The following is a 25513-nucleotide window of genomic DNA, read 5'->3' as shown; positions in this document are numbered from 1 at the left end:
TTCTCTCGATACACGGAGGAGGTCGGCGACTATGGCACAGGAGCAGACACGGCGCTCTGGCGGCGGCGACGACGATGAGGTCCCAGGCGACACCGGAGCCGGTGGGCAGGAGCGGCGCGAGAAGCTGGCCGAGGAGACCGACGACCTCTTGGACGAGATCGACGACGTCCTCGAGGAGAACGCCGAGGACTTCGTTCGTGCCTACGTGCAGAAGGGCGGCCAGTGACGGTGGATCGTTCGGACCCACGGTCGGCCGGTGACGGCATGACGATCCCGCTCGGATCGAGCAGTTCGTCGTTCTCCGACTACCTCCGTCAGCACGCCCCCCATCTGTTGCCCGAGAGCGGTCTGGCCGCAGACCTGGTGTCCCACGCTGCCAACGGCACCTCCGACAAGTCCGGCATCGCTCCGCACGGGACGACGATCGTCGCCCTCACCTACGCGGGTGGGGTCCTGATCGCTGGTGATCGGCGCGCCACTCAAGGCAATCTGATCGCCAACCGTGACATGCAGAAGGTCTACGTCACCGACGAGTACTCCGCTGCGGGCATTGCCGGAACCGCAGGCATCGCGATCGAGCTCGTACGGCTCTTCGCGGTCGAACTGGAGCACTACGAGAAGATCGAAGGGGTTCCACTCACCTTCAACGGCAAGGCCAACAAGCTGTCGTCGATGGTGCGGAGCAACCTCGGTGCCGCAATGCAAGGATTGGCCGCCGTCCCGTTGCTGGTCGGGTTCGACATCGACATCTCGGACCCGGACAGTGCCGGGCGCATCGTGTCCTACGACGTGGTCGGCGGGCGCTACGAGGAGCGCTCGGGCTATCACGCGGTGGGGTCGGGATCACTGTTCGCCAAGTCGGCACTCAAGAAGCTCTATCGCCCCGGAATGACCGAGGACGAAGCGCTTCGCGCAGCGGTCGAATCGCTGTACGACGCCGCCGACGACGACTCCGCCACAGGCGGACCTGACGTCACCCGAGGGATCTATCCGACGGCAGTGGCAATCACGAGCGTCGGCGCGGACGACGTTGCACACGACCGCGTGTCGGCCGCAGCGCATTCCGTTCTCGCGGAGCGGACCGAGAGTGCCGCGCACACCGGCGGTGCCGAGCATCACACCCGGTCCGGTCAGCAAGTGAGCGAAGGGGGTAGCGCACCATGACAATGCCGTACTACGCATCAGCCGAGCAGATCATGCGCGATCGTTCGGAATTGGCGCGCAAGGGAATCGGCCGTGGCCGGAGCGTCATCGCACTGACCTACGCGGACGGCGTGCTGTTCGTGGCCGAGAATCGCTCGACGGCGCTGCACAAGGTGAGCGAACTGTACGACCGGATCGGCTTCGCGGCCGTGGGGAAGTACAACGAGTTCGAGAATCTCCGGAAAGCCGGTATTCAGCATGCCGACATCAAGGGGTACACCTACGACCGCCGGGATGTGACCGGCAGGTCGCTCGCCAAGACTTACGCACAGGCGCTCGGCACGATTTTCACGGAGCAGCTCAAGCCTTACGAAGTGGAAATCTGTGTCGCGGAGGTCTCGCATCAGGACGAGCCGATGGCAACGCAGCTCTACCGCATCACCTACGACGGGTCCATCGTCGACGAACAGGATTTCGTCGTCATGGGCGGAACGACCGAGCCCATCGTCGCAGCGTTGAAGGACACCTACCGTCCCGGACTCGATCTGGCCGATGCGGTGCGCGTTGCGGTGGATGCACTCACCGCGGGACCCGCGGTACCGCCCGCTGCAGGCGGTGAGCCCGAGAAGAAGGTTCTCGAGGTATCCGCGCTCGAAGTGGCTGTACTGGACCAAGGTCGGCCTCGGCGCGCGTTCCGACGCATCGCAGGAGCTGCGTTGGAGGACATGTTGCCGGCTTCGGCACCAGCCGTACAGGCCACCACCGACACAGTCGACGGTGTGCCCGAGGTGGGTCCCTCGTAGCTGGTTCGCAGATCGCACCCAGACGGCCTCGTGCCCTACCGCTTCCGGTAGAGCGCGAGGCCGTTCTTGTCACTGGTGAACTCGAACCACGTTCCGTCGCCTACCACTTCGCCGTCGGCGGCGAGTGCAACGGGAGCGCCTTCCACCTCCACCGTCAGCTGCTTCACTGCTCGGCGAACGTAGGCCGGTGAGGAGCCCAGGGTGCCCGTCACCGTCGCCCACAGCAATCTGGTTCGCGACGCCTTGGGTTCGGAGGGAAGGAAACGAACGTCCAGGGTGCCGGTGTGAATGCTGCTGCGCGACATGGGAACTTGGTCGGTCGGCACGTAGTTGCCGTTGCCGACGAAGAGCATCCACACCGAATGCCCGGTGCCGTCGAGTTCGATGTTCAGCGGCTCCGCGGCGGCCAGTACCCTCGTCATCGCAACGGCTGCCGCAGGCCATTTGCCGATTCGGCTCTGGAGTTTCTGACGTAACCGCACCGAGTCGGGATATCCGCCGAAGGTAGCGGTGTTGACGAACGACACTCTGCGGCCGTCGATGGCCACCTGGGCAATATCGACCAGTTCGGCCGTGCCCGCCTCGATGGCTGCTGCGGTGTCTTCGACGGCGGTCAGGCCGGTGTCACGGGCGAAGTGATTGAGAGTGCCACCGGGGAACGCGGCGAGAGGCAACCCGCTGCGCGCTGCCGACGCGGCGACGCTGACCACCGTTCCGTCGCCGCCGCAGACGCCGAGTGCCCGCGGCGACGTATCCCGAATTCGTTGTTCGAGTTGCTCGTTGAAATCAAGTTCCGGATCCGGAACGAACAGATCTGCCTCGGGAAGTGCGCGACGGATCGCCTCGGGCACCGACTCGGAGCCATCACCCGACCCTGGGTTGACGAGCACGAGCAGCCCCCGTCCCCCCTGAAGTGGCGGGACCTCGACCGGTGAGCCCAGATCGGCGGGCTTTTCCGAACGCACAGCCCACCATCGGCGGGTGGACAGCGCGATGGCCGAGCCGAGGGCGGCACCTGCGATGACGTCGGTGGGCCAGTGCACACCGACGTGGACACGCGAGTAGCAGACAGCGGCCGCAACGGGTGCCAGAACAATTCCTGCCAGCGGAGATTCGATGGCAACGGCCGTCACGAAAGCCGCGGCAGAAGCCGAGTGACCGGACGGAAAAGATGAGGACACCGGTGGAGCCAGTACCTGACGCAGCACGGGCACCGACTCGGAACCGGGACGAGTCCGTGGGAACAACGGCTTGAGCAGACCGTTGGCGCTGGCACTCGCGCCCGCGAGCGCCACGAGTCCACGAACACCCCCTCGGCGTGCAGGCCCACCAGCGGCAACGAGCACAGCAGCAACGCCGAGCCACAGACGACCGTGATCGGCCGCGTTACTCAGCGCGCGCAGGCCCGCATCCGCTCGGCTGGACCGCAACGCTGCACTCCGTGCCACCAGCGAGAGGTCCCACGCATGAACGGCCGTCGAAACAGAGGTAGGCGTGGGTGTCATGACACCCAGCCTAGGCACGCGCGGCAGCATCTTCACGGACGGACGACATCGGGGCGCTCCGACACATCGAATCGCAGGTTGCGTTGTAGTGTCGAAGTGTGCAGCGACGAATTATGGGCATCGAGACAGAGTTCGGTGTCACATGTACTTTCCACGGACATCGACGCCTCAGTCCGGACGAAGTGGCTCGCTACTTGTTCCGCCGGGTGGTCTCGTGGGGGCGAAGCTCGAATGTGTTCCTTCGCAACGGTGCCCGCCTGTACCTCGATGTCGGCTCGCACCCCGAGTACGCGACGGCCGAGTGCGACAGCCTGCTGCAGTTGGTCACCCACGACCGGGCGGGCGAGCGTGTTCTCGAGGATCTGCTGATCGACGCCGAGCAGCGCCTGGCCGAGGAAGGCATCGGCGGCGATATCTACCTGTTCAAGAACAACACCGACTCCGCCGGCAACTCGTACGGCTGCCACGAAAACTTCCTGGTACAGCGAGCGGGGGAGTTCTCTCGGATTTCGGACGTTCTGCTTCCCTTTCTGGTCACGCGTCAATTGATCTGCGGCGCAGGCAAGGTCCTGCAGACGCCGAAAGCGGCCACGTTCTGCCTGTCACAGCGTGCCGAGCACATCTGGGAAGGCGTCTCCTCTGCCACCACTCGGTCGCGGCCGATCATCAACACTCGCGACGAGCCCCACGCCGACGCCGAGAAGTACCGCAGGCTGCACGTGATCGTGGGCGATTCGAATATGGCCGAGACCTCGACGATGCTCAAGGTCGGAACGGCGGCCCTCGTCCTCGAAATGATCGAGGCAGGAGTATCTTTCCGAGACTTCGCTTTGGACAATCCGATTCGCGCCATCCGCGAGGTCAGCCACGATCTCACCGGACGGCGCCCGGTGAGGCTCGCGGGGGGACGGCAGGCCAGCGCCCTCGATATCCAGCGGGAGTACTACGCCCGGGCCGTCGAACACCTGAAGACGCGGGAGCCGAACACTCAGGTGGAGCAGGTGGTCGACCTCTGGGGGCGGACCCTCGATGCCATCGAGACGCAGGACTTCGCGAAGGTGGATACCGAGATCGACTGGGTCATCAAGCGCAAGCTGTTCCAGCGTTACCAGGATCGGTACTCGATGGAGCTCTCCGATCCCAAGATCGCTCAACTGGACCTGGCCTACCACGACATCAAACGCGGGCGTGGAGTGTTCGACCTGCTACAGCGCAAGGGCTTGGCCAAGCGAGTCACCGAGGACGAGCAGATCGACGAAGCGGTCGACCTCCCTCCGCAGACCACGCGGGCCAAACTGCGAGGTGAGTTCATCACCGCCGCGCAGGAGGCGGGTCGCGACTTCACGGTCGATTGGGTGCACCTCAAGCTCAACGACCAGGCGCAGCGAACCGTGTTGTGCAAGGACCCGTTCCGTTCGGTCGACGAGCGTGTGGAGAGACTGATCGCGTCGATGTAAGCCCGGTGGATATACGGCAGCTCGGGTCGCTACCGCTCCGACGACTCGGGTCGCTACCGCTCCGGCACCAGTTGAGCAACTAGGCTCGACAGTCGTGGCCACCACCAAAGTCGAACGCCTGATGAATCTTGTCATCTGCCTGCTGTCGACGCGTCAGTTCCTCACCGCGGAGTGGATTCGTGACAGCGTGGCCGGATACGACGACTCGTCCAGCCACGAGGCTTTCAGTCGAATGTTCGAGCGGGACAAGAACGAACTTCGTGACCTCGGCGTTCCCTTGGAAACCGGAGCCGCAACCAGGTTCGGCGGCGTCGAGGGCTACCGCATCAATCGCGACGCATACGAGCTGCCCGACATCGACCTCACCAGCGAGGAGTCGGCCGCTGTCGCTGTCGCCGTCAAACTCTGGGAATCGCCCGAACTCACGTCGGCCGCTCAGAGTGCGCTTCTCAAACTTCGCGCCGCGGGTATTCAGGTCGACCAGAACGAGTCCGCGGCGGCGGTGACCGCGGTTCCCGCACGGACCAGGGGCTCCGAACCTGCACTCGGTGCGCTGCTGGCCGCCATCGACGAAGGCAAATCGGTGCGGTTCGAGCACCGACCGTCGTTGACGGATCCGTTCACCACCAGAACCGTCCAGCCGTGGGGTGTCGTGACGTTCCGCGGCCGCTGGTATTTGGTGGGACACGACGTGGACCGAGACGACACCCGAACCTTCCGCCTCTCCCGCATCGGTGACGAGGTCAAGTCGTTCGGCTCGCCGCAGAGTGTCCGCAAACCCGACGGTATCGACCTGCAGGACATCGTCCGTCGCGTAGCAGGGACGTCCTCGGTGTCGGGCACAGCACGAGTCTGGTTGCACGATGGCAGGGCACTGGAGCTTCGCCGGATGGGAACGATCGTGGGCGCGCAGAGTCTGGGCACCCGGAGCGGCACGGTCGTCGAGGTTCCCGTGCGGTCCTGGGATTGGATCTCGCGGTTGATCGCGGGCCACGGGGCTGATGCGGTGGTGCTCGAACCCGCGGAATTGCGGGCCGATGTGATCTCGACTCTTCAGACGGCAGCCGACGTGGAGAACGAGCGATGAGCGCGCGTCTGTCGGTCCGCTTGGCCAGGCTCCTCAACATGGTGCCGTTCTTCATGGCGAATCCGGGGTTGAGCGCCGAGGAGGCCGCGCGCGAGCTGGGTGTGTCGACGGCAACGCTGATGGCCGATCTCAACCAACTCTGGATGTGCGGTCTACCCGGCTACGGGCCGGGTGACCTCATCGATCTCTCGTTCTCCGAGGAGAGCATCGACGTGACGTTCTCCGCGGGGATCGATCGTCCACTACGCCTGACGTCGACCGAGGCCACGGCCCTGTTGGTCGCGCTCCGATCGCTGACGTCGATGCCCGGCATGGTCGATCCGTCCGCCGCGCAGCGAGCGATCGCGAAGATCGAAACCGCGGCGGGCTCCGCGGCGGCCAACGTGCCACTCTCGTCCGATCACGACAGCGTCGGCACCGAGGAGGGGGCAGTCTCGAGCACTGTCCGATCTGCTTTGCGAAATCGGCACGCATTGGACCTGACGTATTACTCCGCGTCACGAGACGTCGTCACCGAACGAACTGTCGACCCGATCAGGACGGTCGTGGTCGACGACAACAGCTATCTGCAGGCGTGGTGCCGAGGAGCCGAGGGCGTTCGACTTTTCCGGTTCGACCGCATCGACTCGGCTGTCGAACGGAACGAGCCCGCTGCACCGCCGGAGTCGGTTCAGGACGAGGACGCCTTCGAGATCTTCAACGACGATCCCTCACTGTCGCAGGCGCGACTGAAGGTGTCGCCCACCTACACCTGGATTCTGGACTACTACCCGATGACACAGGTCGCAGCCGATTCCGACGGATCGATCGAGGTGACGATGCGATTTGCAACTCTGCAGTGGATGACCCGTCTGACACTCGGGTTCGGCGGCGGCGTCACGGTACTTTCACCTGAATCCTTGGTGAACTCCGTCCGCGAACGCGCACGTTCTGCGCTGGACGTGTACTCCGAGCTGGACTCGACCAGCGCAGACGGCACCGTCACGACATGAACGCAGGGCAAACCGCTGCTCGCCGCTGCTGAAGGTGTCACCCGTAGTCGGGTACGCTCGATTCATCTGATCTCAGGAGGTTCACATGGGATTCACCAGTCCCTGGCACTGGGCGATCGTTGCGGTGGTCGTCATCATTCTGTTCGGTTCCAAGAAGCTGCCCGACGCTGCTCGTGGACTCGGCCGCTCGTTGCGCATCTTCAAGAGCGAGGTGAAGGAAATGCAGAACGACGGCAAATCCGACACCGATACCACGACGGCACAGCAGCCGGCCGCGCCTGCTCAGCTGCCTCCGCCTGCGCCCGTTGCCCCTACGAACGTCGACGCACAGCACGACGCGAAGTCTGCCTGAGCGCAGACCGCTCAGCACACCTTCGGTGCCACGTGGGCACCGAAGGTTCACTGCTGTCGGTGACGGCCCGGCGCCGTCGGCCGACCGAAGAAGGCTGACCGTACAACACCATGCGCATTCCGTTCGATCCGCGGCGTAGCAAGCGCCGAGTCAATCCCGACGGCACGATGTCGTTGGTCGATCATCTGTACGAGCTGCGGACGCGGCTCCTGTGGTCGCTCGTTGCCGTCGCCGTCACCACGGCATTCGGGTTCTTCTGGTACTCGCACACGATATTCGGCGTCGAAAGTCTCGGTGACCTTCTTCGAGGTCCGTACTGCACACTCGATCCGAACCTCCGCGCGAACTTGAGCAACGACGACCAATGTCGACTGCTCGCGACCGGACCGTTCGATCAGTTCCTGCTGCGATTCAAGGTCGCGTTCACCGCCGGGGTCGTGCTTGCCTGCCCCATCTGGCTCTATCAGATCTGGGCGTTCATCACGCCTGGCCTGTATGCCAACGAACGGCGATACGCCGTCTCCTTCGTCACCGGCGCGGCTGCACTGTTCGTCACCGGTGCCATCCTGGCGTACTTCGTGGTGGCCAAGGGACTGCACTTCTTGCTGTCGATCGGCGACAACGTACAGATCACTGCACTGAGTGGCGATCAGTACTTCGGATTCTTGATCAACCTCCTCATCATCTTCGGTGTCAGCTTCGAGATTCCACTGCTCGTGGTTGCTCTGAATTTCGTCGGCGTGCTGACCTACGAACGACTCAAGGCGTGGCGTCGGGGTCTGATCTTCGGTCTGTTCGTCTTCGCCGCCATCGCGACACCGGGGCAGGACCCGTTCTCGATGTTGGCGCTGGCGTTGGCGTTGACGGTCCTCTTCGAGATGGCAGTGCAGATTGCGCGAATTCACGACAAGCGTAAGTTGCGCAAGAGAAGAGACGAATGGGGTGATGTGTCAGATGACGAAGCAACACGTATCGAAGGCGCAAGTACGATCGAGTCCCCACACGCTGTCGCTCCGACACCGCCGCCCAGCGGATTCGGTGCTGCAACCCGAACCCAGTCACAGTACGACGACACCATCTGACCTCGGCCGATGCGTGGGGACCAGCGCATGACGGACACTACGACGGACGTCCATCCGAGTCCGAAGCCCACTGAGCTGCAACGCTTCTCGGCAGAACTGGGTTTCCCGCTCGATCGGTTCCAGGTCGATGCGTGTACCGCGTTGGAGAACGGACACGGCGTCCTGGTCTGTGCCCCTACCGGTGCAGGCAAGACTGTGATCGGTGAGTTCGCCGTCCACCTGGCCCTCGCAGCCGGGCGAAAGTGCTTTTACACCACACCGATCAAGGCGCTCAGCAATCAGAAGTTCGCCGAGCTGACTGCACGGTACGGCCGCGACACGGTGGGCCTGCTCACCGGAGATTCGTCGATCAACCCCGATGCCCCCATCGTCATCATGACGACGGAGGTTCTGCGAAACATGCTCTACGCATCGTCGGACGCGCTTCGCGGACTCTCTCATGTCGTGATGGACGAGGTGCACTACCTGGCCGATCGCTTCCGGGGGGCAGTGTGGGAAGAGGTCATCCTGCACCTGTCCGACGATGTTCGCCTGGTGAGTCTGTCGGCCACGGTCAGCAACGCCGAGGAGTTCGGCGCGTGGATGAGCACGGTTCGCGGTGACACCACCGTCGTGGTGGACGAGAACCGACCGGTACCTCTCTCTCAGCACATCATGGTGGGACGCCGGTTGTTCGACTTGTTCGACACCAGGGCGCAGTCACCCGACGGCAGCCAGAAGGTCGTGGTCGACCGCGAACTCGTTCGGCACGTCAAGCAGCGCCAGTCTCTCGACTCGATGGACCGCTGGCACGCGCCGCACAGCCGAGGCCGGGGCGGTCGAGGGGGCGGAGGAGGCCGCGGTGGCGGTCAGGGCAGCGGGGCCAACAACCGGCCGCTGGCCCGACCCGATGTGATCGCCAAACTCGACGAAGAGGGTTTGCTCCCCGCGATCACGTTCATCTTCAGTCGCGCCGGGTGCGACGGTGCACTCACTCAATGCATGCGCTCGCGTCTGGTGTTGACGACGCCCGAGCAGGCGGAAGAAATTCGGTACATCGTCGAGAAGCACACCTCGGAACTTCCGCGGGAAGACCTGGAGGTTCTGGGCTTCTGGGAGTGGCGCGATGCACTCGAGCGTGGCTTCGCCGCCCATCACGCCGGTATGTTGCCGGTCTTTCGGCACACCGTGGAGGAATTGTTCGTCAAGGGCCTGGTCAGAGCGGTGTTCGCCACCGAGACGCTGGCGCTCGGCATCAACATGCCGGCCCGAACGGTGGTGCTGGAAAAGCTCGTCAAGTTCAACGGTGAAACGCACGCCGAGCTGACCCCGGGGGAGTACACCCAGTTGACCGGTCGAGCCGGGCGCCGCGGTATCGACGTCGAAGGCCATGCCGTCGTGCTGTGGCAGCCGGGCACCGAGCCGACCGAAGTCGCCGGGCTCGCGTCGACCCGTACTTTTCCGCTGCGCAGTTCGTTCGCGCCGGCGTACAACATGTCGATCAACCTGATCGAGCAGTTCGGTGCAGCCGATTCGCGTCTGCTGCTCGAGCGATCCTTCGCTCAGTTCCAGGCCGACCGCTCCGTCGTCGGCATGGTCCGGGGTATCGAGAAGAACATGCAGACGCTGGACGCGCTCGGTGCACGCCTCGGCGGACCCGACGGCGAATACTTCGAGTATGCGCGGCTGCGCGAACGACTCAAAGATCGCGAGAAGACCCTCGAACGCCAGAGCCGCTCCGATCGACGAGACAAGGCTGTCGATTCGCTGCGCGCCCTGCGCCGCGGCGATGTGATCTCGGTGCCGACCGGTCGCCGCAGCGGCCTTGCCGTCGTGCTGGAACCGGACGACGACCGGGCCGATCCGCGTCCGCTGGTGCTGACCGAGGACAAGTGGGCGGGTCGACTCTCCGCAGCGGACTTCCCCTCGCCGGCAACGTCACTGGGAACGATGCGGCTACCGCGGTTCGTCGACCATCGCACCGCGAGGACCCGGCGCGATCTCGCGGCAGCACTGGTCACGCGCGGAATATCGCAGCCGTCGGACCGCATCCGACGAAAGTCGACAGCAGCGGACGACAAGGAGCTGGCCACCCTTCGCCGAGCCATTCGATCGCATCCGGTGCACGCACGACCCGATCGTGACGAACTCGGTCGTACCGGTGAGCGCTACAACCGGCTTGCCCGCGAGACCGAAACGATGCGTCAGAAAGTATCGGCGACGACGAACTCTCTTGCTCGCACCTTCGACCGCATCCTGGCTCTACTCGCCGACCGCGGGTACGTGACGCCGGGTAAGGATCCCAAGGTCACCGACGACGGTGCCAGGTTGAGCCGGATCTACTCGGAGTCCGACCTGCTCGTGGCGGAATGCCTCCGCGGTGGTCTGTGGCAGGGCCTGTCACCTGCCGAGTTGGCAGCGGTCGTTTCGGCCGTCGTCTACGAGTCGAGGTCGGAGGGGGACATCACCCCGCACGGTCCGACGGGTCCCATTCGACATGCACTCACCGAGACGGTCCGGGTGTGGCACGAGCTTCGTTCGGACGAAGTTCGGCACAAGCTCCCGCCGACGAGAGAGCCCGACATGGGTTTCGTGAAGGCCATCTACAAGTGGGCGTCCGATCACTCGTTGGTCGACGCCCTCGTCACGGCCGGGGACAACGGCAAAGCTCTCTCGGGTGGAGACTTCGTGCGGTGGTGCCGACAGGTGATAGATCTGCTCGATCAGGTTCGGCTCGCGGCCCCGGAGCCGGAACTGTCGCGAACGGCGGCGCGCGCCGTCGCAGCCCTGCGCCGCGGCGTGGTCGCCGTCGACGCCGCGTGACAGGAGCGGTGTGATGGAGTGGCCCGGTAGAGATGAACCCGACGCAGTCGCAGCGAATCGGACTGCCGGGTCGGTACAGCGGGACGTCGTACAGTCGGGCTACTGTACCCCCGACGAATCCGAAATTTCAGTGGAGGCGAGATGAGCGGCCCATACGGTCCGACCGACCCCGACAACAGTTGGTCGCGCACACCCGACCAGCAGGACGGTGCCGCGAAAGATACTCCCGAATCTCCTGGTCATTCCGCAGGCTCCACTCCTGCGTCTCCTGGTCGTTCCGCAGGCTCCACTCCTGCGTCTCCTGGTCATTCCGCAGGCTCCACTCCTGCACCGGATTCGCAGACCCCGACACCATCCGCATGGGGCCAGTACGGGCAACCGCCCGTAGCGCCGACCACTCCGTACGGAGAGTCCACGCCGGGCGCGTACGGGCAGAATTCACCGCAGCCGAGCGGTCAGTACCCACAGGGCCAGTACCCACCGACCGGGTATCCGCAGGGCCAGTATCCGCAAGCGGGCTACCCCCAGGGTCAGTACCCGCAGGGCCAGTATCCACAGGGCGGTTATCCCCAGGGCCAGTACCCACAGGGGCAATACCCACAGGGGCAGTTTCCCGAAGGCCAGAATCCACCGGCCTCGGCGGGTCAGAATCCCACCGCGCAGTACCCGGCCGGCCAGCAGTACGGCGCGCCCTATCCCGGGACGGGCACACCGCCGTCGGGTGATCCGGCTTATCAGAATCCCTATGCCCCACAGCAATTCGGTGGTGGTCAGTACGGTCCCGGCCAGTACGGGCAGCAGCCGTGGAACCCGAATCAGCAGTATCCGAATCAGCAAGTACCCGGTCAGCAGGGCCCCCGGCCGGCCGGATCGCAGTCGAAGAAACCGTTGATCATCGTGGGTGTCGTCATTGCGGTCGTCGCGGTGATCGCACTGGTCTCGTTCTTGGCATTCGGCCGCTCGACCACGCTCGATACTGCGGCCGCCCAAGAGGGCGTCCGTAAGGTGGTCACCGAGTCCTACGGCGCGTCCGATGTCTCCGGGGTGTCGTGCCCCCAGAACATCGAGGTGAAGAAGGGCGCAAGCGTCGATTGCACCCTGACGGTCGACGGGGCGTTCAAGAAGGTGACGTTGACTTTCCTGGACGACGACGCCAACTACGAGGTCTCGCTACCAAAGTAGATCTGCTCGACCGTCCTGTCAGTTCTTCGACGCCGTGGCCGCCATCGCAGTGACGAGGCGGGCAACGGCGTTTTCCACTCCGAGGGTCTCGGCAAGTTCATTCAGTGCGTCGACGTCGGCGGGCTCGGCCGGGATCTCGTCCGACTTCGACAAGACGACGTCGGCGTCGGTGACCACTCGGACGACGGGAAGGGCCGCATCGAGGTAGTCGCTCGCGTTGGCCAGCTTCGCCCGGATTCCCCTGGCCATGTCCGACGACGGATCGAGTGCCGCGTCACGCAATGCAGCGACCGACTCGTACTGGAGCATCAGGGTAGAGGCCGTCTTCTCCCCGATGCCCTTCACTCCTGGCAGGCCGTCCGAGGCGTCGCCTCTGAGCAGTGCGAGCTCGGCGTAGGCCGCGCCCGCGCGGTGCAGAGGAACTCCGTAGCGTTCGGAAACCAATGCGGGGTCGAACAATTCGGCCTTGGCCAACCCTCGCCCCACGTACAACACCCGAACCTCGTTCGGTTCGTCCGCCGCGACCTGCAACAGATCTCTGTCCCCGCTGACCACGACCACCGGGTCCTGTCGCTCGCGCGCAGCCAAGGTGCCCAGCACGTCGTCTGCCTCCAGCCCCTCCGCGCCTGCGGTCGCAATACCCAGCGCGGCGAGAACGTCCATGATCATGTCCACCTGAGGAGTCAATGTCTCCGGAACCTCTTCGCTCTCGGCGACCTCCGGGGCAGCCTCGGCCACACGGTGCGCCTTGTAGGACGGCACGAGATCGACTCGGAACTGCGGCCGCCAGTCCAGATCGAGGCACACGGCCAGCCGACTGGGTTCGGTTCGTGCGATCAGCGCCGAGATCATGTCGAGAAAACCACGGACTGCGTTGACGGGTCGTCCGTCGGGGGCCGTAATCGACTCGGGCAGTGCGTAGTAGGCCCTGAACCACAGGCTCGCACCGTCGAGGAGCAGCAACGGCGACTTTCCGGGGGCGGTCATGGGGCTCATCTTGCCGTACGGCATTAGCCTGGAGGCATGAGTGTCGATTCTTCGGTCAGTTCCTCACGTTTCTCCAGTGACGTCTACGCGTCGCGGCTCGCGCGAGCTGCGCGTCTGACATCGGATGCGGGATTGGATGCCCTGCTGATCACGCCGGGCCCGGATCTGCAGTATCTGATCGGCTCGAAGGCCAGTTCGTTCGAGCGTCTCATCGCCCTGGTCGTGCCGGCCGACGGCAGCACTCCCAGTATTGTCGTGCCGCGGCTCGAGCTGGCCGCGCTGGGCGATTCCGCGGCTGCGGATCTGTCACTGAACCTCGTCGATTGGGTGGACGGCGTCGATCCGTACGCGCTGGTGGCTGCGGCGGTTTCGACCGGAACGAAGACTGCCGTCGCCGACGCGATGCCCGCACTGCACTTCGTGCCGCTGGCCGAGGTGTTCGGAACTGTGCCGGTGCTGGCCACGGATGTGCTCCGCGAACTTCGGATGGTCAAGGACGAGGCCGAGATCGACGCGTTACGGCGAGCCGGGTACGCCATCGATCGAGTGCACGCCCGTATGGGGGAATGGCTTCGCGTGGGCCGAACCGAAGCGCAGATCGCTGCAGACATTGCCACGGCCATCGTCGAAGAGGGGCACACTGCACCCGAATTCATCATCGTCGGGTCCGGCCCACACGGTGCCGATCCGCATCACGAGGTGTCCGATCGTGTCGTGGAGGCAGGCGACATCGTCGTGATCGACATCGGCGGGCCCGTTGCACCGGGATACAACTCCGACTCGACCCGCACCTACAGTCTCGGCGAGCCGACAGCGGAGATCGCGGGCCTCTACGCGGTGCTGGAGCGGGCGCAGCAAGCAGCTGTCGACGCGGTGGTGCCGGGGGTCACGGCGCAGTCCATCGATGCGGCTGCCCGCGACGTCCTGGTGGACGCCGGGCTGGGCGAGGCGTTTCTGCACCGCACCGGTCACGGAATCGGACTGTCTGTGCACGAGGAGCCATACATCGTTTCCGGCAACGACATCACCCTGACCGAGGGGATGGCGTTCAGCATCGAGCCGGGAATCTACTTCCGAGGACAGTGGGGTGCCCGTATCGAAGACATCGTCGTCGTTACCGCGGACGGGTGTGAATCGGTCAATCTTCGGCCCCACGGTCTGGCCGTCCTCCCGGTGTGACAACTGTGCGCGAGGCCGAGTTCGTGTCGGTCGTAAGGGCCAATCCTGCTGTGGCCGAGATACTTCGACGTGCCCCGCAACTCGGGCTTCCCGGGTGGTACCTGACGGCGGGTGGCCTCTTCCAGACTGTCTGGAACCACCTGGCCGATCGAGATCCACAGGCGGGCATTCGTGACTACGACTTCTTCTACTTCGACGACTCCGATCTGTCCTACGGCGCCGAGAACGAGGTGATCGAGACCGCGGCCTCACTGTTCGCCGACCTCGGGGTGGACGTCGAAGTGCGCAACGAAGCACGCGTACATCTGTGGTACGAGAAGCACTTCGGCAGTCGGATCCCACCGTTCCACAGCACCGAGGACGCGATCGACCATTTCGTTTCCACCACATGCTGTTTCGGAATCACCACCGATGCGGACGGTGGAGATGTCGTCTACGCGCCACACGGTTTCGAGGATCTGTTCGCGGGAATCGTGCGGCCCAATCCGCGCGTGCCGATGCAGCATGTGTACGAGGCCAAAGCCGCCCGCTGGACGACGGAATGGCCCGACTTGACCGTCCTACCCTGGCCGGCGGACCTCGCCTGACGCGGGAGCCGACTGCGCTTCAGCGGCTGAGTAGCGAACGACTCCCGAGTACCCGTCGCACCTGGATCTCGATGACCACTCGGGTCGGATTCTCCCGCGGAACGCGGTAGCGCTTGGCGTAACGGTTCTCGGCGTCGACGACGGAATCTCGATCGCTGCGGACCGAAGCCGGTCCCTCCATGGTCAGCCAGCGGGCGCCGTCGATCTGAGTGACGGCGGCGTAGGCACCGCGGCCGGCGTTGATCGCCTTCTGTGACACGTCGTTGGTGATGACCCGCGCAATTCGAGCATCGGAGTCGTACGTGAAGCCGACGGCAACGACGTGCGGCGTCCCGTCCGGTCGAAGCGTCGTCAGTGTGGCGAGATGCCGCTCGGTGAGGAATTCGAGCGCGTCGTCGGTGAGGGCAGTCGCGTCTGCGGGGGTTGCGGCCATGACCCGACTGTAGTGACGTGCCCCGACTGCCACGAGCCGGGTTCGATCGGCCAGACTGATCGGCGTGAGCAGACGAGCAGAACCCGCACCCGGAACGCTGTTGCTGTTGGGCGGACGAAGCGAGATCGGGCTCGAGGTGGCCACCCGACTGGCACCGGGGCGAACCGTCGTACTGGCCGCGAGACGTAGCAATGAGCTGACAGCAGAACAAGTCCGGGTGCAACGGGCAGGCGCGGGCGCAGTCCACACTGTCGAATTCGACGCGAACGCGATGGACACCCACGCCGAACTCCTGCGCGCGATGGCCCGAGAACACGGTCCGATAGGCATCGTGGTTCTCGCCTTCGGCATCCTCGGCGACCAGGCGCGCGCCGAGAACGACGCCCAGCATGCGCTCGACGTCATCACCACGGACTTCCTGGCGCAGGTCTCCGTACTCACTCACGCCGCGACACTTCTTCGGGCGCAGGGCACCGGCGACCTGATCGTGTTCTCGTCGGTGGCGGGTGTACGAGTGCGCCGCGCAAACTATGTGTACGGGTCCGCGAAAGCCGGCCTCGACGGATTCGCGAGCGGACTGAGCGATTCGCTGCACGGCAGCGGAGTGCACCTGTTGCTCGCCCGCCCCGGGTTCGTCATCGGGTCCATGACCGAAGGAATGGACCCGGCTCCGATGTCGAGTACCCCTGATCAGGTCGCCGACCTCGTGGTGTCTGCACTGAACAAACGACGGAACAGCGTGTGGATCCCCGGCATTCTTCGCCCGGTCTTCTTCGCCATGCGTCTACTGCCACAATGGCTCTGGCGCAGGATGCCCCGCTGATGACGGTTCCGATGCCCCGGCCGATAGTCGTCGTCGGAATCGGCGCGGACGGCTGGGACGGACTGCCTGCGACCTCCCGCGGGGCTGTCGAGAAGGCCGATGTGGTGTTCGGTTCGGTACGCCAGATTGCGAGTGTCCGGCCGCATTGCACCGAGACCAGGACGTGGCCGAGCCCGTTGCTACCGAATCTGCGGTCGATGCTCGACGCCTACGAGGCGTCGAACGTCTGTGTGTTGGCCAGCGGGGATCCGATGTTCCACGGCATCGGGGTGACGTTGGTGCGCGAGTTCGGTGCCGAGCGACTGCGCATGCACCCGGCACCGTCCTCCGTGTCGTTGGCATGCGCGCGGCTGGGGTGGGCACTGCAGGACACCCCGACGGTGTCTCTGGTGAACACGCCGATCGAGACACTGTTGCCGGACTTGGCCGACGGTCGCCGAGTGATCGTGTTGAGTCGGGGGAGCAGTACACCGGGTGAGGTGGCGGGGCTGTTGTCCGGCAACGGGTTCGGAGACTCCGCGATGACTGTGCTCGAACAGCTCGGCGGACCGGCCGAACGAATTGTCCACGGTCGAGCGCGAGATTCGACGTTCGAGGGCACCGACCCGCTCAACGTCGTTGCGCTGGAGTGCGTGAAAGATCCCGACGCACCCCGCCACGCTCGCGTACCCGGCCTGGCCGATTCCGCATACACCGGTGACGGCCAGATGACCAAGCAGGAGGTTCGAGCACTGACCCTGAGCGCGTTGGCACCTGCGCCCGGAGAACTGTTGTGGGACATCGGAGGCGGATCAGGAACCATTGCCATCGAATGGATGCGTACCGACAGATCCTGCCGCGCAGTGACGTTCGAGAGTTCGCAGGCGCGGCGTGATCAGATCGAGCGCAACGCTCGGCACCTGGGAGTTCCGGGACTCATCGTGCACAACGCGGCACCCGAGAGCTTCGGAGGCGTCTCGGCCGTGAACGCGGTGCCCGACGCGGTGTTCATCGGTGGTGGATTGACCGGTGCCGACATGCTCGAGGCGTGTTGGAACGCGGTGCGCACAGGGGGGCGTGTGGTCGCCAATTCGGTGACTGCAGAATCGGATTCGTTGTTGCTGACCGCGGCGGCGAAGTACGGCGGAGAGCTCCGCAGATTCCAGATCTATCGCGGTGAGCCGTTGGGCGCGTTCACGACGTGGAGGCCACACTTACCGGTTACTCAATGGAGTGCGATCAAACCGTGAAGGTTCTGATTCTCGGCGGTACCACAGAGGCGCGGGCACTCGCGGCGGCGCTGGATCGGGTTCGGGACGTCGACAGCGTCACCTCACTGGCCGGGCGGGTCACACAGCCGATACTGCCCGTCGGTCGGACCCGAATCGGCGGGTTCGGTGGACCGGATGCCCTTGCGATGTGGCTGCGAGACAATGCGATCGACGTAGTGGTGGACGCGACACACCCGTTCGCATCCACCATCGGAGCGCACGCCGTGCATGCCACCGAGGCAACGGGAGTCGCACTCCTCGTACTGACGCGGCCACCGTGGACCGAGGGCGAAGGCGATCGGTGGACCACGGTTCCCTCGCTGCCCGACGCGGCGTCGGCGATCACCCCCGGCAGCCGGGTGTTTCTCACGACAGGCAGGCAGGGCGTTCACCATTTTGCGAGGGTCGATCACTCGTGGTTTCTGGTAAGGACGATCGATCCTCCGACCGGTCCGGTACCACCGCACATGACGCTGCAGCTCGGTCGCGGTCCGTTCGACATCGACCACGAGTCGAAGGTGCTCGCAGACAACCGAATCGACCTGTTGATCACAAAGAACAGCGGCGGCGACATGACTCGAGCCAAACTCGATGCGGCGAGGGCAGCATCGATCCCGGTCCTCATGATCGCCCGTCCCGAGGCACCGACCTCGGCACCGATCGTGTACGAGGTGGATTCCGCCGTGGACTGGTTGACGAACCGGTTACGCGTCTACTGACGGGTACCGTCGGGAGGTGAAGACTTTCGGACCGCTTCCGGTCTCCACCACCGTGGTCATCGAGGATCCGATGATGAGCAGGCACCGCATATCGATCGACTCGGGGTCGAGTTCTCCGAGCGTCACAGTGCGCACCGATTCCTGCACACTGCCCACCGCGCGTCCGATCACCACCGGCGTCTGTGGTGAACGATGCTCGAGCAGTAGATCTTTCATGGCTGCAACCTGCCAGGTTCTCGACTTCGAAGCGGGATTGTAGATCGCGATCGCCATGTCGGCTGCGGCGACCGCCGACAGACGCCCGGCCACCACGTTCCATGGCTTGAGTCGGTCGGAGAGCGATATCACGGCGTAGTCGTGGCCGAGGGGTGCTCCCACCCGGCTCGCGACGGCGTTCGCGGCGGTCATTCCCGGTACCACTCGTACCGGCACCGAACTCCACTGTTGTTCGGCTGCAACCTCTATGACCGCTGTCGCCATCGCGAAGACCCCCGGATCGCCCGAGGACACCACGGCTACTCGCCGTCCTTGTTTGGCGAGGTCGAGGGCGAACGCCGCACGTTCGGATTCGACCTTGTTGTCGCTCGCGTGCCGTATCTGCCCGGGCCTCGGCGGTACCCGGTCGATGTAGGTGATGTAACCGACGAGATCGGTGGCGGCGGCCAGTTCGGCCCGCACCTCGTCCGTCGTCCATGCTTCGTCGCCTGGACCGAGGCCGACGACGACCACTTCGCCCGTGCTGGTGGGTGTTTCGGCTCGGTTGGAGGGGCTCGGCACCACGATCATCGAGAAGTACGGGACGTCGTCCGCGTCGGCGGCATCGAGGACGCGTTGATCGGGTGTACTGGCCCGCTCGACGTATCGCGCCTCGTCCAGTCTGCCCGATCGTTCCAGTGCGTCGAGCACTGTCGGATAAGTTCGCCCAAGTTTCATGATGACCGCGGCGTCGGTACCGCGTAGTCGGCGTGTGAGTTCGTTGGTAGGCAGTGTTCCGGGCAGGACGGTCAACACCTCGTCGCGCTCCACCAATGGAGTTGCCAGCGCCGCCGACGCAGCACTGACCGAGGTCACGCCGGGAACCACCTCGACCTCGAACCGGTGCGCCAGGCGTTTGTGCATGTGCATGTACGAGCTGTAGAACAGCGGATCGCCCTCGGCCAGAAGCGCAACCGACCGACCGGCGTCGAGATGAGCGGCGAGCCGTGCAGCAGCGGACTCGTAGAACTCGTCGATCGCACCTTGATACCCACCGGGATGAGCCGTCGCCTCGGTGGTCACCGGGTACACCAGGTGCTCCTCGAGTTGACCGTCACGCATGTACCCGGCCGCGAGGGCGCGCGAGATGCTGCGGCCGTGTCGAGCGCTGTGGAATGCAACAACATCGGCCTCGGCGATCACACGAGCAGCCTTGACGGTCAACAGCTCCGGGTCACCCGGGCCGACGCCGACTCCCCACAATTTTCCGACAGCGGTCATTCCTGTTCGCTCGCAATGGCATTGACTGCGGCGACGGTGATGGGGCTGCCACCACGTCTGCCTCGGACGACCAGATACTCCACGCCGAGGTCGGCTGCGATCAGATCTTCTTTCGACTCCGCTGCGCCGATGAATCCCACCGGGCCGCCGACGATGGCTGCGGGCTTCGGGGCTCCGTCGGCGAGCATCTCCATCAGGTGGAACAGTGCGGTCGGCGCGTTTCCGATGGCGACGACGGCGCCGCCGAGCTTCTCGCCCCACAACTCCAGCGCGGCAGCGGTTCTCGTGGTGCCCATACTCCGAGCCAAATCCGGTACCCGAGGATCGGACAGGGTGCACAGAACCTCGTTGTCGGCCGGAAGACGGCGACGAGTGATGCCGGCGGCGACCATGTTGGCATCGCACAGCACCGGTGCGCCTGCGCGCAGGGCGGTTCGAGCGGAACCCACCACGTCGGGCGTGAATCCGATCGTCTCGGTCAGGTCGATCTCACCGACAGCGTGGATCATGCGTACGACGACCTGGGCGACATCCGGCGCGAATCGAGACAGATCTGCTTCGGCTCGAATGGTTGCGAAGGACTGGCGATAGATCTCCGCGCCGTCGCGGACGTAGTCGTGCATGCGTGTCACGATAGGGGAGAGGGACCCCTCGGCCGGAAGCCGGTCTCCCGGTGCTCAGGACACCTGGTAGCCGATTCCTGTCGCGATCACGTCGGTGACCTCACCTTTCGGTCGCCCACAGCGCCGCTCGCACCCGGACCAGTGTTGCCGCTCGTCACGCGGAGTCATCCGGGCGTCGACGGCCGCCTCCAGGTCGGATCGGACGTCGGCCAACGACTTCGCACAGCCCGGCGATCCGGTACACGCGCTCACCCGGATCCACGGTGATTCCGCGTCGAAGATCAGGCCCATCGGGGCCAGCACCCGGACAACTTGTTCGGCGGGCTCCTCGTCCAGATCGCACACGATCAGCGACCTCCACGGAGTCACGATCACCGGTCGGTCGATGGCGGCGAGGAACTCGGCCAGTCGTGCGCCGATAACGCCGTTGGCAAGTCCTGCGGCCAGGGCCACCAGTCCGTCGTCCTGGTCGAGCCAGCCGATCGGTGGTACCTCGACAGGTGTGGGCAACGGCAGCGCAGTGCCCGCAGAGAGCCCGAGCAGTTCGACGATTCGATCGACGCCGTTGTCGACTTCGGCCAACCGCCATTCGGATTCTCGCAATTCCGCGAAGGCTGCGGCGCAGTTCAGCAGCGTCGGCACCACGCTGTCTCGATCCACTCGAACTCCGCTGTCCCGGCCTGCGAGCAGCAGCGCGTACGACCCGTCGGATTGGGCGTAAGCACCGAAATCCGGTTCGAGTCCGCCCATGTCGCCGCGCCCGTCGTCGAGGGCGAACAGCGTTCGCCCGGGCAGTTCGGCCAGGTCGCGGCGCGCGCAGAGCCCTTCGTCCAACTCGCGGACGAGCGCACGCACGTCGGTGAGACCGCCGACCCGTCCCGAGAGTGGTGAGGCGAGGATGTTGCGCACCCGCTCGTGCGTTGCGGACGGTAGCAATCCGGCCTCGGCCAACCTGCTCGCCAGGGCGACCGGGTCCGAGACCGCCCGCAGCTGAACGTTGCCCCGGGACGTCAGCTCCACCGTCCCGTCGCCCAGTTCCTCTGCAGCCCGCGCCAGGACCTGCATCTGTTTCGGCAGCACCAGGCCACCCGGCAGCCTGATCCGCGCAAGCGGACCGTCCGCAGCGAGGTGCGTCGTCAGCGCTCCTGGGCAGCCGTCGGGCACCGATCTGTCAGGCGAACTCATGTTCACCAGGCTACAAGCGCGACGGGTGGACCGATGTGCCGCTCGCACCGGTAGCATTCTGTCGACACGGCTCAGGCCGAGAGGAAACCGGCGAGAATCCGGTACGGTCGCGCCACTGTAACGGCCCTGCACTTCGGGTGCACGGGCCGGAGTCAGACCCTCTCGCCGACGAACCGAAGAGAAGATTCACCTAGTTCAGGGGCGCGAAAACCCCCGAGGAGGGCGTTACCCGTGTTCTTGTTGCTGTCCACGTCGGACACAGATCTGCTCAGTGCCCGTGCCAGTGGAGCCGACTTCACCTGGGGCAATCCATCTCGCCTTCTGGCGCAGGACATCCCGTCGATGGCCGAATCGGCCGAGCTGATCATCGTGCGCATTCTCGGATCGCGCCGCTCGTGGGAGGCGGGCATCGACGCCGTACTCGCCACCGGGCTTCCGGTTGTCGTTCTCGGCGGTGAGCAGGCACCGGATGCGGATCTGATGGAGATCTCGACGGTGCCGGCCAACGTCGCCGCGCAAGCACACAACTATCTGGCCGAGGGCGGGTCGGACAACCTGCGCCAGCTGTACAACTTCCTCTCCGACACCGTGTTGCTCACCGGTCACGGTTTCGATGCTCCGCGGCACCTGCCGACGTGGGGGCACCTCGAACGGAACTCCACCCCGCACTCCGACGGTCCGACGGTGGCGATCCTCTATTACCGCGCCCAGCATCTGGCCGGAAACACCACGTACATCGATGCCCTCGCCGCCGCGGTCGAGAACGCCGGTGCCACGGCCCTTCCGATCTACTGTGCGTCGTTGCGCACGGCGGAGTCAGACCTGCTCGAGACGCTGAAGTCGGCCGATGCCCTGATCGTGACGGTGCTTGCAGCGGGCGGGACGAAACCTGCCGGGGCGTCGGCAGGTGGCGACGACGAGGCCTGGGACGTCGCCGAACTCGCGGCTCTCGACGTTCCGATCCTGCAGGGTCTGTGCCTCACGAGCTCACGCGCGACGTGGTCCGAGAACGACGACGGGCTGTCGCCGCTGGACGTGGCCACACAGGTTGCCGTCCCGGAATTCGACGGCCGTCTCATCACGGTTCCGTTCTCGTTCAAGGAGATCGACGACGACGGGCTGACCACGTACGTTCCGGATCACGAGCGAGCAGCGCGCGTCGCCGGCATCGCCGTTCGCCATGCACGGCTACGACACATCCCGGCCGCCGACCGCCGAATCGCCCTGATGTTCTCGGCGTATCCCACCAAACATGCCCGCATCGGCAATGCCGTCGGCCTCGACACTCCCGCCAGCGCCATCGCGTTGATGTCGGACATGCGCACTGCCGGTTACGACCTCGGGCCGCTCGACGGCCCGGATTCGGTGCCCGGTCTGGCTGCTCGCGACGGTGATGCACTCATCCACGCGCTGATTGCCCGCGGTGGCCAGGATCCGAACTGGCTCACCGACGCTCAGCTCGAGGGCAACCCCATTCGCATCTCGGCGGCGCGGTATCGCACCTGGTTCGAGCAGCTCCCGTCTGATCTGCGCGACGGCGTGATCGAGCATTGGGGCCCGCCACCGGGCGATCTCTATGTCGATCGCTCTGCCGATCCGAACGGTGAGATCGTCATCGCAGCAATGCAATTCGGCAATGTGGTCATCATGGTTCAGCCGCCGCGCGGGTTCGGGGAGAAGCCCGTCGCGATCTACCACGACCCGGATCTTCCACCGAGCCACCACTACCTGGCGGCCTACCGATGGATTTCCGCTACCGAGACAGACGGCGGTTTCGGTGCCGATGCGATGGTTCATCTGGGCAAGCACGGCAATCTCGAATGGTTGCCGGGTAAGACGCTCGGCATGTCCGCCTCCTGCGGAACCGATGCGGCCCTCGGCGATCTGCCGCTGATCTATCCGTTCCTGGTCAACGATCCGGGGGAGGGGACGCAGGCCAAGCGCCGAGCACACGCCACTCTCGTCGATCACCTCATTCCCCCGATGGCGCGCGCGGAGAGCTACGGAGACATCTCGAGGCTCGAGCAGTTGCTCGACGAGCACGCGAATATCTCGGCGCTCGATCCAGCCAAGCTGCCCGCGATTCGTCAGCAGATCTGGACGCTCATGACCGCGGCCCAGATGCACAAGGATCTGGGGCTCGAGGAGCGCCCCGACGAGGAAGTGTTCGACGACATGCTGCTCAACGTCGACGGATGGCTGTGCGAGATCAAGGACGTGCAGATCCGCGATGGGCTGCACATCCTGGGCCAGGAGCCCGTCGGCGATGCCGAGGTCGAGTTGGTGCTGGCGATGCTGCGTGCTCGGCAGATGTGGGGAGGCGAGCAGACGGTCCCCGGACTTCGCGAAGCTCTCGGGCTCAGCGAGGACGGCGACGAGGAACGCACGCGCGTCGACAGCATCGAGGCCGTGGCGCACGGTCTGGTCGCAGCCATGCAGGCCGCGCAGTGGAATCCGGACGAGGCCGAGCGCGTTGCAGGCGAACATGGTGACGTGGTCGCAGAGATCTTGAAGTTCGCCGCCGCCGAGGTGGTACCGCGTCTGCGCGGAACCGCACGCGAGATCGAGCAAGTGCTGCACGCTCTCGACGGCGGGTTCATCGCGGCGGGGCCGAGCGGTTCACCGCTGCGCGGACTGATCAATGTCCTACCTACCGGGCGCAATTTCTATTCGGTCGACCCGAAGGCAGTGCCGTCGAAACTGGCGTGGGAGACCGGTCAGGCGATGGCGGAGTCATTGCTCGCTCGATACCGTCAGGATCACGGGGAGTGGCCGAAGTCGGTGGGCCTGTCGGTGTGGGGCACGTCTGCGATGCGGACCTCCGGCGACGACATCGCCGAGGTCTTCGCGCTGCTGGGCGTGTCGCCGGTATGGGACGAGGCGTCACGCCGGGTCACTCGGCTCGAGGTGATCGATCTCGGCGAGCTCGGTCGTCCTCGTATCGACGTCACGGTCCGGATCAGCGGCTTCTTCCGCGACGCGTTTCCCCACGTGCTCGCCCTGCTCGACGACGCGGTACGGATGGTCGCCGCATTGGACGAGGAGCCCGATCAGAACTACGTCCGCGCACACGCGCAGGCCGATCTCGCTGAACACGGTGACGAAAGACGCTCCACAACAAGAATTTTCGGATCCAAGCCGGGTACCTATGGTGCCGGGTTGCTTCAGTTGATCGACAGCAAGACCTGGCGTAGCGACGACGACCTGGCTCAGGTCTACACCACATGGGGCGGTTTCGCGTACGGCCGCGGCCTCGATGGCGTCCCTGCGTCGGACGATATGCGCACCGCGTACAAGCGCATCGCCGTTGCCGCCAAGAACACCGATACACGCGAGCACGACATCGCCGATTCCGACGACTACTTCCAGTACCACGGCGGCATGGTGGCGACTGTGCGCGCGCTGACCGGAAAGTCGCCCGAGGCATACATCGGCGACAGCACGCGTCCGGAATCGGTACGCACCCGCACCCTCTCGGAGGAGACCGCCCGGGTGTTCCGTGCGCGCGTGGTGAACCCCAAGTGGCTCGAAGCCATGCGCAGGCACGGCTACAAGGGCGCGTTCGAGATGGCGGCCACGGTGGACTACCTGTTCGGCTACGACGCCACCACGGGAGTCGTACAGGACTGGATGTACGAGAAGCTGGCCGAAACCTACGTGCTCGACGAGCAAAACCAGAAGTTCATGCAGCAGTCGAATCCGTGGGCACTGCACGGCATCGCCGAACGCCTGCTCGAGGCGGTGGAACGGAAGTTGTGGGCCGAGCCGAACGAGCAGGTTCTCGACGGGTTGCGCCAGATCTACCTCGAGACCGAGGGCGAGCTCGAAGGGGAGTAGCGACGTACT

The 25513-nt window shown here is 65.0% G+C and carries 22 protein-coding genes and 1 riboswitch; of the genes, 16 read left to right on the top strand and 6 right to left on the bottom strand.

The window, feature by feature from the left end; all coding sequences use genetic code 11:
* Positions 1-31 precede the first annotated feature (31 nt).
* From CH305_RS22020 to prcA, 3 genes are read left to right on the top strand one after another with little or no spacing between them, the layout of a single operon-like run.
* Positions 32-226, top strand: coding sequence for a ubiquitin-like protein Pup (locus CH305_RS22020; RefSeq protein WP_008716348.1), 195 nt, complete (start codon positions 32-34; stop codon positions 224-226).
* Entirely contained in the window at positions 223-1164 is a 942-nt protein-coding gene (gene prcB, locus CH305_RS22015; RefSeq protein ID WP_032403418.1) for a proteasome subunit beta, read from the top strand. The genes CH305_RS22020 and prcB overlap by 4 nt, the downstream gene beginning before the upstream one ends.
* Positions 1161-1946, top strand: a complete 786-nt coding sequence (gene prcA / locus CH305_RS22010; RefSeq protein ID WP_094704896.1) for a proteasome subunit alpha — start codon at positions 1161-1163, stop codon at positions 1944-1946. The genes prcB and prcA overlap by 4 nt, the downstream gene beginning before the upstream one ends.
* A gap of 35 nt (positions 1947-1981) precedes the next feature.
* Here the strand turns inward: prcA and CH305_RS22005 are convergent, their stop codons facing one another.
* Positions 1982-3451 (bottom strand): bifunctional phosphatase PAP2/diacylglycerol kinase family protein, encoded by a 1470-nt coding sequence (locus tag CH305_RS22005; RefSeq protein WP_094705244.1) that lies wholly within the window; start codon positions 3449-3451, stop codon positions 1982-1984.
* Positions 3452-3549: 98 nt separating this feature from the next.
* On the opposite strand from CH305_RS22005, the gene pafA reads away from it, so the two are divergent.
* From pafA to CH305_RS21970, 7 genes are all read left to right on the top strand, one after another.
* Positions 3550-4908: a Pup--protein ligase gene (gene pafA, locus CH305_RS22000; protein ID WP_170944814.1), complete on the top strand. Its 1359-nt coding sequence runs from the start codon at positions 3550-3552 to the stop codon at positions 4906-4908.
* Positions 4909-5002: 94 nt separating this feature from the next.
* Complete coding sequence (locus CH305_RS21995) at positions 5003-5995, top strand: YafY family protein (protein WP_037150446.1); 993 nt, start codon at positions 5003-5005, stop codon at positions 5993-5995.
* Positions 5992-6987, top strand: a complete 996-nt coding sequence (locus CH305_RS21990; RefSeq protein WP_094704895.1) for a YafY family protein — start codon at positions 5992-5994, stop codon at positions 6985-6987. Before CH305_RS21995 ends, CH305_RS21990 begins: the two co-directional genes overlap by 4 nt.
* 85 nt (positions 6988-7072) lie before the next feature.
* Positions 7073-7339, top strand: coding sequence for a Sec-independent protein translocase subunit TatA (gene tatA, locus CH305_RS21985; protein WP_032377888.1), 267 nt, complete (start codon positions 7073-7075; stop codon positions 7337-7339).
* Positions 7340-7449: 110 nt separating this feature from the next.
* Complete coding sequence (tatC, locus tag CH305_RS21980) at positions 7450-8421, top strand: twin-arginine translocase subunit TatC (protein ID WP_032377889.1); 972 nt, start codon at positions 7450-7452, stop codon at positions 8419-8421.
* A 27-nt stretch (positions 8422-8448) separates the two neighbouring features.
* Entirely contained in the window at positions 8449-11223 is a 2775-nt protein-coding gene (locus CH305_RS21975; RefSeq protein ID WP_052058382.1) for an RNA helicase, read from the top strand.
* A gap of 141 nt (positions 11224-11364) precedes the next feature.
* Positions 11365-12405 (top strand): DUF4333 domain-containing protein, encoded by a 1041-nt coding sequence (locus tag CH305_RS21970; protein WP_094704894.1) that lies wholly within the window; start codon positions 11365-11367, stop codon positions 12403-12405.
* Between the two features lie 18 nt (positions 12406-12423).
* Here CH305_RS21970 and CH305_RS21965 read toward each other — a convergent pair whose 3' ends face one another.
* The gene (locus CH305_RS21965) at positions 12424-13401 is read right to left on the bottom strand and encodes a 5'-3' exonuclease (RefSeq protein WP_094705242.1); all 978 of its coding nucleotides are present in this window, start codon (positions 13399-13401) and stop codon (positions 12424-12426) included.
* 27 nt (positions 13402-13428) lie between these two features.
* On the opposite strand from CH305_RS21965, the gene CH305_RS21960 reads away from it, so the two are divergent.
* Both CH305_RS21960 and CH305_RS21955 read left to right on the top strand, forming a co-directional pair.
* Positions 13429-14571, top strand: a complete 1143-nt coding sequence (locus CH305_RS21960) for a Xaa-Pro peptidase family protein (protein ID WP_094704893.1) — start codon at positions 13429-13431, stop codon at positions 14569-14571.
* Positions 14568-15158 carry a nucleotidyltransferase family protein gene (locus CH305_RS21955; protein ID WP_230592491.1) on the top strand — a complete coding sequence of 197 codons (591 nt, stop codon included), beginning with the start codon at positions 14568-14570 and terminating at the stop codon, positions 15156-15158. Before CH305_RS21960 ends, CH305_RS21955 begins: the two co-directional genes overlap by 4 nt.
* Before the next feature lie 19 nt (positions 15159-15177).
* Here the strand turns inward: CH305_RS21955 and CH305_RS21950 are convergent, their stop codons facing one another.
* A complete protein-coding gene (locus tag CH305_RS21950; RefSeq protein WP_032403688.1) occupies positions 15178-15591 on the bottom strand; it encodes a TIGR03618 family F420-dependent PPOX class oxidoreductase in 414 nt (137 codons plus the stop codon).
* A gap of 64 nt (positions 15592-15655) precedes the next feature.
* On the opposite strand from CH305_RS21950, the gene CH305_RS21945 reads away from it, so the two are divergent.
* From CH305_RS21945 to CH305_RS21935, 3 genes are read left to right on the top strand one after another with little or no spacing between them, the layout of a single operon-like run.
* Positions 15656-16414, top strand: a complete 759-nt coding sequence (locus CH305_RS21945; RefSeq protein ID WP_032403425.1) for an SDR family NAD(P)-dependent oxidoreductase — start codon at positions 15656-15658, stop codon at positions 16412-16414.
* Positions 16387-17643, top strand: a complete 1257-nt coding sequence (gene cbiE, locus CH305_RS21940; protein WP_256983955.1) for a precorrin-6y C5,15-methyltransferase (decarboxylating) subunit CbiE — start codon at positions 16387-16389, stop codon at positions 17641-17643. The genes CH305_RS21945 and cbiE overlap by 28 nt, the downstream gene beginning before the upstream one ends.
* Positions 17622-18383, top strand: coding sequence for a cobalt-precorrin-6A reductase (locus CH305_RS21935; protein ID WP_094610361.1), 762 nt, complete (start codon positions 17622-17624; stop codon positions 18381-18383). The genes cbiE and CH305_RS21935 overlap by 22 nt, the downstream gene beginning before the upstream one ends.
* Here the strand turns inward: CH305_RS21935 and CH305_RS21930 are convergent.
* The 3 genes from CH305_RS21930 to cobG are packed head-to-tail and all read right to left on the bottom strand — an operon-like array spanning position 18369 to position 21667.
* Positions 18369-19859 (bottom strand): precorrin-2 C(20)-methyltransferase, encoded by a 1491-nt coding sequence (locus CH305_RS21930; protein ID WP_094704892.1) that lies wholly within the window; start codon positions 19857-19859, stop codon positions 18369-18371. The genes CH305_RS21935 and CH305_RS21930 overlap by 15 nt on opposite strands.
* On the bottom strand, positions 19856-20482 hold the full coding sequence (locus tag CH305_RS21925; protein ID WP_037150438.1) for a precorrin-8X methylmutase: 627 nt from the start codon (positions 20480-20482) through the stop codon (positions 19856-19858). Before CH305_RS21925 ends, CH305_RS21930 begins: the two co-directional genes overlap by 4 nt.
* A 54-nt stretch (positions 20483-20536) precedes the next feature.
* Complete coding sequence (cobG, locus tag CH305_RS21920; protein WP_094705238.1) at positions 20537-21667, bottom strand: precorrin-3B synthase; 1131 nt, start codon at positions 21665-21667, stop codon at positions 20537-20539.
* A gap of 82 nt (positions 21668-21749) precedes the next feature.
* Positions 21750-21825: riboswitch (cobalamin riboswitch) on the top strand.
* A 73-nt stretch (positions 21826-21898) separates the two neighbouring features.
* On the opposite strand from cobG, the gene cobN reads away from it, so the two are divergent.
* The gene (gene cobN, locus CH305_RS21915; protein ID WP_037150435.1) at positions 21899-25504 is read left to right on the top strand and encodes a cobaltochelatase subunit CobN; all 3606 of its coding nucleotides are present in this window, start codon (positions 21899-21901) and stop codon (positions 25502-25504) included.
* Positions 25505-25513: the final 9 nt, after the last annotated feature.

The sequence above is a fragment of the Rhodococcus sp. 15-649-2-2 genome (assembly GCF_002258645.1).
Classification (GTDB): Bacteria; Actinomycetota; Actinomycetes; order Mycobacteriales; family Mycobacteriaceae; genus Rhodococcoides.
Note: the sequence above shows the minus strand (reverse complement) of the source record. Positions and strands in the feature narration are given on the sequence as shown.

Bases quoted from the DNA above. Each gene is read 5' to 3' on its own strand.
- CH305_RS22020 (WP_008716348.1), top strand. From the start codon at position 32: ATGGCACAGGAGCAGACACGGCGCTCTGGCGGCGGCGACGACGATGAG.
- prcA (WP_094704896.1), top strand. From the start codon at position 1,161: ATGACAATGCCGTACTACGCATCAGCCGAGCAGATCATGCGCGATCGT.
- CH305_RS22005 (WP_094705244.1), bottom strand. From the start codon at position 3,451: ATGACACCCACGCCTACCTCTGTTTCGACGGCCGTTCATGCGTGGGAC.
- CH305_RS21990 (WP_094704895.1), top strand. From the start codon at position 5,992: ATGAGCGCGCGTCTGTCGGTCCGCTTGGCCAGGCTCCTCAACATGGTG.
- tatA (WP_032377888.1), top strand. From the start codon at position 7,073: ATGGGATTCACCAGTCCCTGGCACTGGGCGATCGTTGCGGTGGTCGTC.
- tatC (WP_032377889.1), top strand. From the start codon at position 7,450: ATGCGCATTCCGTTCGATCCGCGGCGTAGCAAGCGCCGAGTCAATCCC.
- CH305_RS21975 (WP_052058382.1), top strand. From the start codon at position 8,449: ATGACGGACACTACGACGGACGTCCATCCGAGTCCGAAGCCCACTGAG.
- CH305_RS21970 (WP_094704894.1), top strand. From the start codon at position 11,365: ATGAGCGGCCCATACGGTCCGACCGACCCCGACAACAGTTGGTCGCGC.
- CH305_RS21965 (WP_094705242.1), bottom strand. From the start codon at position 13,401: ATGAGCCCCATGACCGCCCCCGGAAAGTCGCCGTTGCTGCTCCTCGAC.
- CH305_RS21960 (WP_094704893.1), top strand. From the start codon at position 13,429: ATGAGTGTCGATTCTTCGGTCAGTTCCTCACGTTTCTCCAGTGACGTC.
- CH305_RS21950 (WP_032403688.1), bottom strand. From the start codon at position 15,591: ATGGCCGCAACCCCCGCAGACGCGACTGCCCTCACCGACGACGCGCTC.
- cbiE (WP_256983955.1), top strand. From the start codon at position 16,387: ATGGCTCTGGCGCAGGATGCCCCGCTGATGACGGTTCCGATGCCCCGG.
- CH305_RS21935 (WP_094610361.1), top strand. From the start codon at position 17,622: ATGGAGTGCGATCAAACCGTGAAGGTTCTGATTCTCGGCGGTACCACA.
- CH305_RS21930 (WP_094704892.1), bottom strand. From the start codon at position 19,859: ATGACCGCTGTCGGAAAATTGTGGGGAGTCGGCGTCGGCCCGGGTGAC.
- CH305_RS21925 (WP_037150438.1), bottom strand. From the start codon at position 20,482: ATGCACGACTACGTCCGCGACGGCGCGGAGATCTATCGCCAGTCCTTC.
- cobG (WP_094705238.1), bottom strand. From the start codon at position 21,667: ATGAGTTCGCCTGACAGATCGGTGCCCGACGGCTGCCCAGGAGCGCTG.